Raw genomic sequence first — 12,199 nt, 5'->3', positions numbered from 1 at the left:
AAGGGGGTCAGGCGGCGGCGGTGCCGGCCAGGGTGAGCTGCTCGATGACCTGGGTCAGCCCCTCGACGACCTCGGAGTCGTCGGCCGGGTGGGTCTCGGCGAAGCGGCTCACGGAGCCCGGGATGGAGAGCTTGGCGTCCGCGAGGACCGCGGCACCGGCGATACCCGCCGCCTTGCGGGCCTCGTCCTGCGCCCAGACGCCGCCGTACTGGCCGTAGGCGGTGCCGACCACGGCGACCGGCCTGCCGGACAGCGCGCCGGCGCCGTACGGGCGGGACAGCCAGTCGATGGCGTTCTTCAGGACGGCCGGGATGGTGCCGTTGTACTCGGGCGAGAAGAGCAGGAAGGCGTCGGCCGCGCCGGCAGCGGCCCGCAGGCGCGCGGCGGCCTCGGGGACGGAGCCCTCGACGTCGATGTCCTCGTTGTAGAAGGGCACCTCGGCCAGGCCCTCGTAGAGCGTGATCTCGACGCCCTCGGGCGCGTGCTTGACGGCGGCCTCGGCGAGCTGGCGGTTGTGCGAACCGGCGCGGAGGCTGCCGACGAGGGCGAGGATGCGGACGGACATGGGTGATCTCCCTGGTTGGCAACAAGCGGACCGTGGTCCGGTTACATGTCTACCAGCCAAACGGACCACGGTCCACTTTCATTCCCACCGCTAGGCTGTGGCCATGACCGAGCCGCCCCGCGCGACCTTCCCCGCGCGTGACGCAGCCGCCGGACCGGCGGACCTCACGCTCACACCGATCGGCGAGCCGACCCGGCTCCGCGCCGACGCCGCGCGGAACCGGCGCCGCCTTCTGGAGGTGGCGGCCGAGCTCGCCGCCGAGTACGGCGTCGCGAACGTGACCATGGAGGCCGTCGCCACCGCGGCCGAGGTCGGCAAGGGGACGGTCTTCCGGCGCTTCGGCGACCGGGCGGGACTGATGCTGTCGCTGCTCGACCACATCGAGCAGCAGCTCCAGGCGGCCTTCCTCACCGGCCCGCCGCCCCTGGGCCCCGACGCCCCGGCCGCCGAGCGGCTGCGCGCCTTCGGGCCCGCCGTGCTCCGCCACGAGCACGCCCACCGCGATCTGTACATCGCCGCGCGCAAGGAACAGACCCGCCGCTTCAACCCGTCGTACCAGCTCAGGCTCACCCACCTCACGCTGCTGCTGCGCGCCGTGGGCGCCCCGGGCGACGTCGATCTCGTCGCGCACACCCTCCTCGGCTACCTCGACACCACGCTCGCCGACCATCTGCTCACGGCCCAAAGGCTGCCCATGGAACGGCTGGACGCCTGCTGGCACGACCTCGTCGACCGCCTGGGCGCGCCGGCGTAGCGAACGCCGCGCGGTCCGGGGTACGCGTATCCCGGTCGATCCCGGTCACTGCAGGGGGCCGCGCCGCGAGGCCGCGACCGCGGTGCCCACCCCGCGCCACGGTGCGGTTCCCGGACCGGTCGACCCCGTTGAGCCGCGCGCCGTACTCGCGGATGTCCGGCCCGCCGCCGTGGCGGCGGGCCGGTGCGCGCGGTCAGGGATTGCAGCCGGGACCGGCGGCCGGATTGGTGCAGACGTCGATGCCGGTTCCGCCGTCGTTGGTGTTGACGCCGGAACCGCCGGACAGGACGTCGTTGCCGGCATTGCCGAAGAGGGCGTCGTTGCCGTCGCCACCGGTCAGGACGTCGTTGCCGTCGCCGCCTTCGACGCGGTCGTTGCCGACGCCGCCGGCCAGGGTGTCGTTTCCGGCCCCGCCGCAGATCAGGTCGTTGCCGCCGCGGCCGTCCACGACGTCGTTGCCGCCCAGGGCGAAGATCACGTCATCGCCAGGGGTGCCGAAGATGACATTGGCGCTGTTGGTCCCGGTGATGGTCGGGGTGCCGGTGGCACACGTCGCGGCGGAGACCGTCAGCGTGAAGGTCTGTGCGGCCGTTTGCGCGGGGTCGGTCTGGGAGGCGGTCACGGTGAAGGTGAACGCGCCGGACGCGGTGGGGGTCCCGCTGATCTGCCCCGTGCCCGGGTTCAGGGTGAGGCCGGGAGGCAGCGCGCCCGAGGTCACCGCGAAGGTGGGCGCGCCGACGCCGCCGGAGGTGGCGATCGTGGCCGAGTAGGGGGCACCGGTCACGCCACCGGGGAGCGAGGTGGTCGTGATCACCAGGTCGGGTACCTGGTAGGTGATCGTCACCGATGCGGGGCCGGACGCCGTCGCGGACGTCCCGCCCGCCGGGACCCGGTTGGAGCCGCCCCCGCCGCCGGCGGCGCCCAACGAGTCCGAGCCGCTGACCGCGCAGCTCCCTCCGCCGCCCCCGCCGAACCACCCGCCGCCGCCCCCGCCGCCGCCGAATCCGATACCGCCTCCGGCACCGCCGAGCCCGGCCGTACCCGGGCTCCCGGTGCCGCCGTTGACGCCGACGCATGCCGCACCGCCCACCCCGCCCGCGGCCGCGGTTCCCCCGCCGCCGCCTCCGGCGGCATTGACGACCGCCCTGGTCACGCCGGGCTCGCCACTGTCGCCACCGGCGCCGCCGGCTGCCCCGCCGCCGGAGACGGCCGCGCGTCCGCCGCCTCCGGCGGCCACGATCAGGCGGGGATCGGTGGCCGGATCACCGGTCAGGACGCACCCGGCGCCGGCCGAACCGCAGGTGGCCACATCGCTCGCGCCACCACCCGCTCCGCCGCCCGCGGTGGACGCCGCGCCGCCCGTCGCAACGTTGGCGTAGAGAGTGCTTCCGCCCGTCACGGCGACGGACCCGGTCACCGTGGCTCCCGATCCTCCCGCGTTGCCTCCGCGGGCTCCGACGGCGGTGATCGTCACGGTGGTCACCCCCGTGGGGACGGTGAAGGCGTGCTCCCCCGGGGAGGTGAACGTGATCGTCACCGGCACGCTTGCGGCGGCTTCCCCACCGGGGACGAACAACGGACCGGCGGCCAGGAGCCCCGCGACCGCGAGCCACCCGTACCGGCGGGAGCGGCCCCCCTGCCGTATTCGGCCGCTCGGACCCCAAGGGCCTTGATCCCTGGGCGAGGACGGATGGAATCCACGGTCACGAGACAAGGAAAGTGCGAACAAGTGTGCTCCCGGTGATCGGAGGGCAGTGACCGCGGCTCACAATCCAGCCGATCCGGTCATTTCGGGAAAATCGTAACTACGCGCGAGGGCGGCGACCTTCGGCCGATCCGCTCGTTGGGCCGTCCGTGGCTTCGCGCACGCGGTCGCCGCCCCTCGCACGCCGACCTCCACGAGCCGACGGAAGGGCGGCACCGGCCGACCGCGCCGGCGAAGACGGCGACAGTGGCGGCGAACCGGTCACGCGCGATCCTCGCGCTGGCGTGATCGCGACAAGCGGCAGAAAGACGCCACCGTTCGACCCCTGTTTCCCCACCCGTTGAAACGTTTAACTCGCTAGCATGCGGCGGACATTGGATGGATCTAACGTGAAGGATCCCCTGTGAGACCGCTCTTCCCGGGCCGAACCGGCCTGCCGATCGTCGCGGGTGTCGCGGCAATGCTGATGGCGATCCCACCGGCGTCTGCCAGTGACCACGCCACCACCTCCTCCTCGACGGACAGCGTGGTCGTGACCGGCCGGGCCCACTCGGGCTCCACCCCGCGCACCGTCACCCTCATCACCGGCGACCGGGTCACGGTCACGCCGGGCGGCGACGGCCGCTCCTCCGTCACCGTGCAGGGCCCCGGCGGCCACCGCGCGGACGCCCGCATCACCACGCGGGACGGCGACACCTACGTCTACCCGTTCGCCGCCGAGCGGTACGTGGCGGCAGGGCTGCTCGACACCGACCTCTTCAACGTCACGCGGCTCATAGCCGACGGCTACGACGACGACCGGTCCAAGGGCCTGCCCGTCATCCTGACCTACTCCTCCGACGCCCGGCGGAAGCTCGCGGCGCCGTCCCTCCCCGAGGGGGCCACCGGCGCACGGGCACTGACCAGCATCGACAGCACCGCCACCACCCAGGACCACGACCAGGCGGCGGAGTTCTGGGCCGACCTGACCCGCCAGGCCGCCCCGCAGACGGCCGCGAGGGCCAAGGCGAGCGGCCTCGCGCTGAGCGGCGGCATACGCAAGGTGTGGCTCGACGGCAAGGTCAAGGCCGACCTGGCGGACAGCGTCGCGCAGATCGGCGCCCCCGAGGTGTGGAAGGGCGGCAACACCGGCAAGGACGTGGACGTCGCCGTCCTCGACACCGGTTACGACACCGGCCACCCCGACCTCGACGGCATCGTCACCGACTCCCGCAGCTTCGTGCCCGGCGAGGAGGTCGACGACCACCACGGCCACGGCACGCACGTGGCGTCGACCATCGCGGGCAACGGCGCCGCGTCCGGCGGCAAGGAGAAGGGCGTCGCCCCCGGCGTGCGGCTGCACGTCGGCAAGGTCCTCAGCAACGCGGGCAGCGGTTCCGACTCCTGGATCATCAGCGGCATGGAGTGGGCCGCCCGCGACGCCAAGGCCCGCGTGGTCAGCATGAGCCTCGGCAGCGACCAGCCCACCGACGGCACCGACCCGATGAGCCAGGCGGTCAACGAACTCAGCGCCGAGACGGGCGCGTTGTTCACCATCGCCGCCGGCAACTCCGGCCCGTACGAGGGCACCGTGGCCGCGGCCGGCGCCGCGGACGCCGCGCTCACCGTCGGCGCCGTCGACTCCTCCGACGCCATCGCCGACTTCTCCAGCCGCGGCCCCCGCTTCCGGGACGACGCGATGAAGCCGGAGATCACCGCCCCCGGCGTCGACATCCTGGCGGCCCGCTCGCAGTGGGCGCCCTTCGGGACCGGCTCGTACGCCACCCTCAGCGGCACCTCGATGGCCACCCCGCACGTCGCGGGCGTCGCCGCCCTGGTGGCGGCGGAGCACCCGGACTGGGACGGGGCCCGGATCAAGGACGCCCTGGTCTCCACGTCCGTCGCGACCCCGGACATCCCCGCGGACTCGGGCGGCAACGGACGCGTGGACGCGGTGGCCGCCACCAGCAGCACGCTCGTGGCCTCCGCCAAGGCCGACGCCGGCATCCACCCCCCGGGCGGCGCTTCCGGCGGTACCGTGACCCGGACCGTGGAGTGGGCCAACTCCGCTGACACCGCCGTCACCGTGACCCCGCGGGTGGACGCACCGGGCGCTCCCGAGGGCCTGTTCACCGTGGCGGACGCCCCGCTCACCGTGCCCGCCCACGGCACCGCCTCCACGACCGTGACCACCACGCTCGACAAGGCCCCCGCGGGCTCCCGCTTCACCGGGCACGTCGAGGGCGTCGTCGGCGGCAAGGCCGTCACCCGCACCCTGCTCGCGGTCAGCACCCGGGACGAGTACCACCACCTGCGCGTCCACGTCACCGACCGGGCCGGCGACCCGATGGTCGGCATGGTGATGTACCAGCGCAAGGGCGACGAGTTCGCACAGTCCCTCTACACCGACCTCGACGGCGTGCTCGACACCGTCGTCCCGCCGGGCACGTACACCGTGTGGACCTGGGGCGCCGTCCGCGGCGTCCACGGCGAGTCCTCCTTCGGGCGGGCGCTGCTGGCCCGCACCGGCGTCGTGGTCGCGGACGCCGACACCGACACCACGCTGGACGGGACGAAGCTGCGCAGGACCCGGGTCGTGACGCCGAAGACGTCCACGGACAGCGACATCCGCATGGACTTCTCCCAGTCCTTCAAGGACGGCTCCCCGGCCATCACGGACACCGCGACCGTCGGCGACGGCTTCGACAGCGTGTGGGCGCTGCCCATGCCGAAGGCGTCCGGTGGCGACCTGGCGTACACGGTGCGCTGGCGCATGCAGCAGCCGCTGCTGGCGCTGTCCTCCGGCGACCAGGTCTTCGACGACCTGTGGCTCCAGCCCGGTTCCGGCCGCCCGGCCGAGGGCACCAAGACCCTGCCCGCCGTCTTCGCGGGCAACGGCACCGCGGCGGAGTACGCCGCCGCCGGCGCCAAGGGCAAGGTGGCGGTGGTCCGCTTCGTGGCGGACGACGACGACCGGGTCGCCGCGGCGGCGGCCGACGACCAGTTCACCGCCGCGCAGAAGGCCGGCGTCGCGCTGCTGGTCGTGGTGAACGACCAGAACGGCCGGCTGCGGGAGCCCGTCCGCCGCACCGACCTGGTCATCGCGGGCGTCTCCCGCACCGAGGGCGAGACCCTGATCGGCCGCATCCAGGCCAGCCGTACCGGCTCGGTGCCGATGCGTGTCGTCGGCCACGCCGAGACGGACTACCTGTACGACCTGGTGCACACCTGGCACGGCACGATCCCGCAGACGCAGACCTACGCGCCCGCCGAACACCGCCTCGCCCGCGTCGACGTCGGCTTCCGCAACGAATCCGGCACGGCGGTCGACGAGTTCCGCTACGACATCCAGCCCTACCTCGGGGTCAAGGTCGGCGGCACCCGGCTGTCGACGGCGGGCGCCGAGCGCACCGACTGGGTCACCCCGGCCGGTGAGGCGACCTGGATGGAGGAGGCCGCCAACGGCATCCGATCCATCCAGTTCTCCGGGCTGGTCGACTACCCGGCGGGGCGCACCACCGACGTCCAGTGGTTCGGGCCCGTCGAGCACCCGCGGATGAACGAGAGCCAGTGGCTGCCCCAGCGCAGCGGTGACGTCCTCGACGTGACCATCCCGGCCTGGGGCGACGGCGGCCGCGACCACGCGGGTGTGGTCGGCCCGGGCACCACCTCCCAGGTGAACGAGCTGTACCGGGGCGGCGATCTGGTCACCCGCACCGAGGGCGGCTGGCTGGGCGGGGACGTCCCGGCGGCCTCGGGCCGGTACCGGCTGGTGACGTCCACCGAGCGGACGGAGGGGTACCCGTACTCCACCGCGACCCGCACCGAGTGGGGCTTCACCTCCGGGACCCCGCGTTCGGACGACCCGCAGGTGCTGCCGCTCCTGCAGCTCGACTACGGGATCCGCACCGACGCGGGCGGTGCCGCGCGACGCGACGCCGAACTCACGGTCGGCGCGTCCCCGTTGCGGGGTTCCTCGGCCGGGCGGGCCGGCACGGACGCGGTCGAGGTCTCGTACGACGACGGCCGGACGTGGCACAAGCTCGCGCTGCGCGGCGCGGACGACGGCGCCGCCCGGGTCCGTCTGGACGCGCCGCGGCGGGCCGAGTTCCTGTCGCTGCGCGTGCGTGCCTCCGACAAGCGCGGCAACACGGTGACGCAGACGGTGATCCGGGCGACCGGTCTGTCCTGATCCGCCTCCGCACCAAGCGCGGCCGGTCCCTCCGCACGGAGGGGCCGGCCGCGTCGCCGTTCCACCGGTGTCCCCTCCTTGCCTTGATCCGGCAAGCCGGCGCGTCCCACGCTGCCGGCCGCGGGCCTGGGCGGCCCTCGGCACGACATGATCGGATGGTCGTCGCGGGGGCGCACGGGGGTGAGGAGACGCGGTGGGATCGGCGGAACAGAGGTCACGGGCCGGGATATGGCTGCTGATCGCCGTGGCGGCGCTGGCCATAGGGGTGGCGATGGTCTTCCTGACGCGCGGTGCGCTAGAGCGGGAGCGGGAGTTCCGTGCGGCGCCGCCGTGCGTCTCCGTACCCGTCGAGGTGTCGGACTGCCGGTGGGAGCAGTCGTTCACCGTGCGGTCGGTGGACACGCACAGCGGCGAGCGGGAGTCGCCCGAGGCAGAGTTGTCGCTGCCGTCCGGCAAGCCGTGGCATCTGACCTTCCGTTGGCCCGGTCCCGTGCTGTCGCAGTTGGAGCCGGGCGACAAGGTCGTCGGCCTGATCTGGCGGGGGCAGGTCGTCGAGGTGCGGAACGCCGCGGGGACGTGGCAGGAGACGAGCGACGGGCCTCTGGAGTGGCCCGAGGACCGCCTCGGCGGCGCGCTCGCCGGCCTCTCGTTCGGCCTGGTGGGGCTCGTCGGGGCGCTGTGGTCGCTCTTCGCGCCGGGGCCGCGTCACGCGAACGCCGCGAAGGCCGTGCGGTGGCACGGCGTCGCCATGGGCGTCACGGCGATCGTGACGCTCTGGGTGCAGTCGGCCAACGACTGGCCGATGTGGTCGATCCCGGCGGTCTGGGGGCCGCTGGCGCTGGCGCTGCTGGCCTCCGCGGTGGCCTTCGCCCGGGCAGGGCTCCGCGGCGAACTCGACGGCGGCGCCGTTCCGTCCACCACGTGACCGCCCCTGAGATCGAAGGGCCTGCCGGGCGGGCCCTCGGGGCCGGGGGTCGTACGCCCAGTACGTACCCGAACCGGACGGCGCCCGGAACGGACCGGTGCCGGCTCCTCCCTCGTGACGAGGGGGCCGGTACCGTTGCGCGGGGCCGGCCCGGCTCGAACATCCCGGTCGGCCGCACCTCACCGGCGCCCTGCGCGCAGAGGCCGGGACCAGGTGGGGTGCTCGGCCAGGTAGAGCGCCGCGGGACCGGCGATGTGCGGGGTCGCCATCGACGTGCCGGTCATGAAGTCGTAGTCGTGGCCGAAGTTGGAGGCGGGCGCGACGGCCGCGAGCATGCCGACGCCAGGGGCCGCCTCGACGCGAAGACCCGTTTCCAGGCCGGTGTGGAAGCGGGTGCGCGTGGCTGGATCTGATCCTTCCTGACGGCACATCGCACCGGATCCGATCACAAGCGGTCAAGTGCACACGGAGCGGACCGTGGCGGGCCACCATCGGGGCATGACTGCATCCGCGACCGCCGCCCTCACCCCGCTCCCCGACGGAGTCTGGTCCACCCTGTCCGCCGCGCGCGACGCCTACCGCGCCGCCGTACCGGCCGCGTACGACGAGGTGCTGACGGAGATCGCGGAGCGCGCCCGGGAGCACGGCAGTCTCGGCAAGGCCGACATCGCCGCGCTGGTGGTGTGGAAGCGCCTGCAGGCGAGCACCGCGTGGGTCGTCGAGCTGATGAACCTGCCCGACACGGAGGTCCGGGCCGTCACGGCCGGGGCGGTGCGCGCGGTCCGCGACACGGATGCACCGCGCGGCGCGGCCGCCCGCGAGGGCCGCAGGGCCCTGCTCCCCCTGCCCGGTTGCCGCCACGGCGACGCGCTGGCCTCGGCGCTCCTCACGGCCGCCGCCCCGGACCGGATGGCCGTCTACGACCGGCGGGCCCAGTTCGGCCTCGAGCAACTGGGCTACCAGCTCTCCGCGGCCCCCGGGCGCTACGGGCGGTACATGGACCTCCTCGACGACCTCCTCGTCCGTTCCGGCCCCGGCGCGGACGGCTGGACCGCCCGCGACGTCGACACCGCCCTGTACTGGCTGGGCCGTCAGGCGCCGGTGGACGCCGAGGAGGAGTAGCGGGCCCGTCCGTCGGTTCCCGGCCCTACGGTGTACCGGGTGAAGACCACCTCGTCCATTCTCGGGCAGTTCGACCTGTGCGCGGATCAGGCCACCTTCCCCGACCTGCTGAACGGCTACTACTACCCGGTCGACACCCGGATCCACCTGTTCGGTGACTCGACTCGCTGGGCGATGGTGGCCGAACTGCTGGGGTACTGCCCTCGCGTCGGCAACCTCATCGACGTCGTGCACCGGTTCGGCAACTGCCTGACCCATGGCGAACCGGGGTTCGGCGAATTCCTCGACCGGGTGGACAACATGGGGGAGATCGTCCTCGGCGACGACGAGGTCTACGCCGGAGGGGTTCCGGTGGTGGTCCGCGGACAGGCCCTTCCTGTCGCCGACCCCGGCGGAACACCGCTGGAGGAGGTGTTCCGCCGGCTGGTGCCCGCGCACCGCGTGCTCTTCCTGGCCGACGGCGCCGAACTGCGCGCCGGTGTCCCCGCCGACCTGCCGGTGCTGCTGCGGCTGGACGAATGGCACCAGCCGGAGGACCTCGGAGACGTCACTCCCGGAGGATGCGAGGCGTTCCGGATGATGGCCGAGGTCCTGGACTCCGGGGACCCGTCCCGCTACCGGCCGACGCTTCCTCCCAACACCCATTGGTCGCACTGGCCCGATGCAGGAACGCTGTAGGCCGGCCCACGGAACCGGGGCACGGACGGGTCAGTCGGCCTGGCGCACCTCGATCAGGAGGGCCTGTTCGGGGTTGAGCTGCGGCATCGGCACACCGGCGGTGGCCAGCACCATGCCGGGGAGGGTGAGCCGGCCGTCGATCGCCTCGGTGAGCCAGGCGGGACCGCTCGTCTGGTGGAAGGACGGCAGCCCGAGCTCGGTGCGGACGCGTACCCGGTAGCGGAGGCCGGGCTCCAACCCGGGGAAGGGCACCCGGCCCGGCTGGCCCTCCGGGGAGGTCGCCACCCGGGCCCAGCAGTACAGCGCGGCCGTGCCGTCGTGGGCGACGACGCCGTGCAGCAGGGTCGCGTCGCCGGGGAGGTCGGCGCGGACGGTGCGCCCGCCGTGCAGCAGTGGGCGCAGCTCCCGGTACAGGGCCGTCCAGGCGGTGAGCCGGGCCAGTTCCTCCGGGGTGCAGCGGGTGATGTCCTGCTCGATGCCGGGGTGTCCGAAGAGCGCGGTGGCCAGGCGGAAGCTGTCCGGGCTGACCCGTGCGGTGGTGTGACTGGGCGTGGGACCCACATGGGCGCCGACGAGTTCCGGCGGGAGCAGCTGACCCGTCCACCGCTGGATGGACTGCCGCTCCACCGGGTCGTTGCAGTCGGAGGCCCAGACCCGGTCGGTCCTGGCGAGGATGCCGAGGTCGACCCGGCCGCCGCCGCTGGCGCAGCTCTCGATCTCCAGGGCGGGGTGGCGCTCCTTGAGGGAGTCCAGCAGGCGGTAGAGCGCCTCGACCTGGGCGCGCGCCGCCGGGCGGTCCGCCGGGCCGCTCACGGCCTCGTGCACCTCGCGGTTGTGGTCCCACTTGAGGTACGCGATGCCGTACTCCTTGACGAGCGCGTCCAGGGCTCCCAGCAGATACGCGCCGACGCCGGGGTGGGAGAGGTCGAGGACGTGCTGGTGGCGGGCGGAGGGGCCGACGCCGCCCGCGGGGGCGAGAACCCAGTCCGGGTGCTCGCGGGCGAGCTCCGAGTCGAGGTTGACCATCTCGGGCTCGACCCACAGGCCGAACTCCATGCCCAGGGAGCGCACATGGTCGGCGAGCGGCGCCAGCCCGGCGGGCCACACCAGCGGATCGACCGTCCAGTCGCCGAGCCCCGCCCGGTCGGAGCGGCGGCCGCGGAACCATCCGTCGTCCAGGACGAAGCGCTCCACGCCGACCTCGGCGGCGCGGTCGGCGAGCCGCAGCAGGCGGTCCGGGTCGTGGTCGAAGTACACCGCCTCCCAGCTGTTGAGGATGACCGGGCGCGGGCGGCGCGGGTGGGCGGGGCGGTCCCGCAGCAGGGTGTGGAAGCGGTCGGCGAGCCCGTCGAGGCCGGCGCCGGACCACGCGTAGTGGCAGACCGGGGTGCGGTGGGTGTCACCGGGTGCGAGCCGGACCTCGCCCGCGCGCAGCAGCTCGCCGCCGCCGAGTACGGAGGCGTGGACACCTGCGCCCTCGGGCAGTTGCTCCACGAGGTACCGCTGGTCGCCGCTCCAGGCGACGTGCAGGCCCCACACCTCGCCCTCACGGAAGCCAAAGCCGGGTACGCCGACGGCGACGAGGTACGGCGAGTCCAGACCGGGCTTGCCGCGCCGGACGTCGCGGGCGTAGGTGCCGTGGGCGAGGGGCCGGCGTTGCGGGGAGCGTTCACGGCTCCACTTGCCGGTGAAGTCGAGGATCTCGCCCGCCCGCCGGGGCAGCGGGAGCAGGGCGGTGACCTGCGCGAGGTCGTACGGGGCCGGGTCCGCCGTCGGCTGCCGGGTGATCTCGCTGTGGACGGCGAGCACACCGGAGGGCTCCAGCCGGTAGGTGATCGTGATGTCGAGGCCCGCGGCGGCGTCGGTGAGGAAGACGGCCAGTTCACCGCCCTCGGCGTCGCCGCGGAACGCGGTGCCGGTCGTGACCGGGCGCGGGGCGGCGGCGGCACCGTCGAGGTGCCCGTGGTGCGCGGGGGTGCCGGCCCAGCCGTCCGCCTCGGTGGGCCAGACGGTGAACCGGCGCGGCACGTCGATGGAGTTGTTGAGCACCGCGGGCTCGGCGGTCAGGACGAGGGCGGCCAGGTCGTCGTCGGACAGCGGGCCGAGGTCGGCCCCCCAGTGGAGGACCCGGGGCACCGGTTCGGTGAGCTCCACGACGAACGCGGTGCCGGCCGCGCGCAACGAGACGACCCGCGCGGTGGTGTCGGCCATGGAAGTCCTTTCGATGTGCCCCGCCGCCGGAGCGGCCCCGGTCGGGGGCCGCTCCGGCGGCGAGGGCT

At 74.0% G+C, this 12,199-nt stretch carries 9 protein-coding genes; 5 read left to right on the top strand and 4 right to left on the bottom strand.

Annotated elements, in window-relative coordinates:
* Positions 1-7 precede the first annotated feature (7 nt).
* Positions 8-565: an NADPH-dependent FMN reductase gene (locus AB0F62_RS26020; protein ID WP_361803791.1), complete on the bottom strand. Its 558-nt coding sequence runs from the start codon at positions 563-565 to the stop codon at positions 8-10.
* Between the two features lie 103 nt (positions 566-668).
* On the opposite strand from AB0F62_RS26020, the gene AB0F62_RS26015 reads away from it, so the two are divergent.
* Positions 669-1,319 (top strand): helix-turn-helix domain-containing protein, encoded by a 651-nt coding sequence (locus AB0F62_RS26015; RefSeq protein ID WP_361803788.1) that lies wholly within the window; start codon positions 669-671, stop codon positions 1,317-1,319.
* A gap of 193 nt (positions 1,320-1,512) precedes the next feature.
* On the opposite strand, the gene AB0F62_RS26010 is transcribed toward AB0F62_RS26015, so the two are convergent.
* A complete protein-coding gene (locus AB0F62_RS26010) occupies positions 1,513-2,856 on the bottom strand; it encodes a putative Ig domain-containing protein (RefSeq protein ID WP_361803785.1) in 1,344 nt (447 codons plus the stop codon).
* Positions 2,857-3,427: 571 nt separating this feature from the next.
* On the opposite strand from AB0F62_RS26010, the gene AB0F62_RS26005 reads away from it, so the two are divergent.
* Both AB0F62_RS26005 and AB0F62_RS26000 read left to right on the top strand, forming a co-directional pair.
* Positions 3,428-7,195, top strand: coding sequence for a S8 family serine peptidase (locus AB0F62_RS26005; RefSeq protein ID WP_361803782.1), 3,768 nt, complete (start codon positions 3,428-3,430; stop codon positions 7,193-7,195).
* Between the two features lie 193 nt (positions 7,196-7,388).
* Positions 7,389-8,120, top strand: coding sequence for a hypothetical protein (locus AB0F62_RS26000; RefSeq protein ID WP_361803779.1), 732 nt, complete (start codon positions 7,389-7,391; stop codon positions 8,118-8,120).
* Between the two features lie 179 nt (positions 8,121-8,299).
* On the opposite strand, the gene AB0F62_RS25995 is transcribed toward AB0F62_RS26000, so the two are convergent.
* Positions 8,300-8,455, bottom strand: a complete 156-nt coding sequence (locus AB0F62_RS25995; protein ID WP_361803776.1) for a S8 family serine peptidase — start codon at positions 8,453-8,455, stop codon at positions 8,300-8,302.
* Positions 8,456-8,618: 163 nt separating this feature from the next.
* Between AB0F62_RS25995 and AB0F62_RS25990 the strand changes: the two genes are divergently transcribed.
* Complete coding sequence (locus AB0F62_RS25990; protein ID WP_361803773.1) at positions 8,619-9,242, top strand: hypothetical protein; 624 nt, start codon at positions 8,619-8,621, stop codon at positions 9,240-9,242.
* Positions 9,243-9,281: 39 nt separating this feature from the next.
* Positions 9,282-9,920, top strand: a complete 639-nt coding sequence (locus AB0F62_RS25985; RefSeq protein ID WP_361803770.1) for a hypothetical protein — start codon at positions 9,282-9,284, stop codon at positions 9,918-9,920.
* A 30-nt stretch (positions 9,921-9,950) separates the two neighbouring features.
* Here the strand turns inward: AB0F62_RS25985 and AB0F62_RS25980 are convergent, their stop codons facing one another.
* Positions 9,951-12,131 carry an alpha-galactosidase gene (locus tag AB0F62_RS25980; RefSeq protein ID WP_361803767.1) on the bottom strand — a complete coding sequence of 727 codons (2,181 nt, stop codon included), beginning with the start codon at positions 12,129-12,131 and terminating at the stop codon, positions 9,951-9,953.
* Positions 12,132-12,199: the final 68 nt, after the last annotated feature.

This window comes from Streptomyces sp. NPDC026673 (genome assembly GCF_040638135.1).
Lineage (GTDB): Bacteria > Actinomycetota > Actinomycetes > Streptomycetales > Streptomycetaceae > Actinacidiphila.
This window is presented reverse-complemented; position numbering and strand designations above follow the sequence as displayed.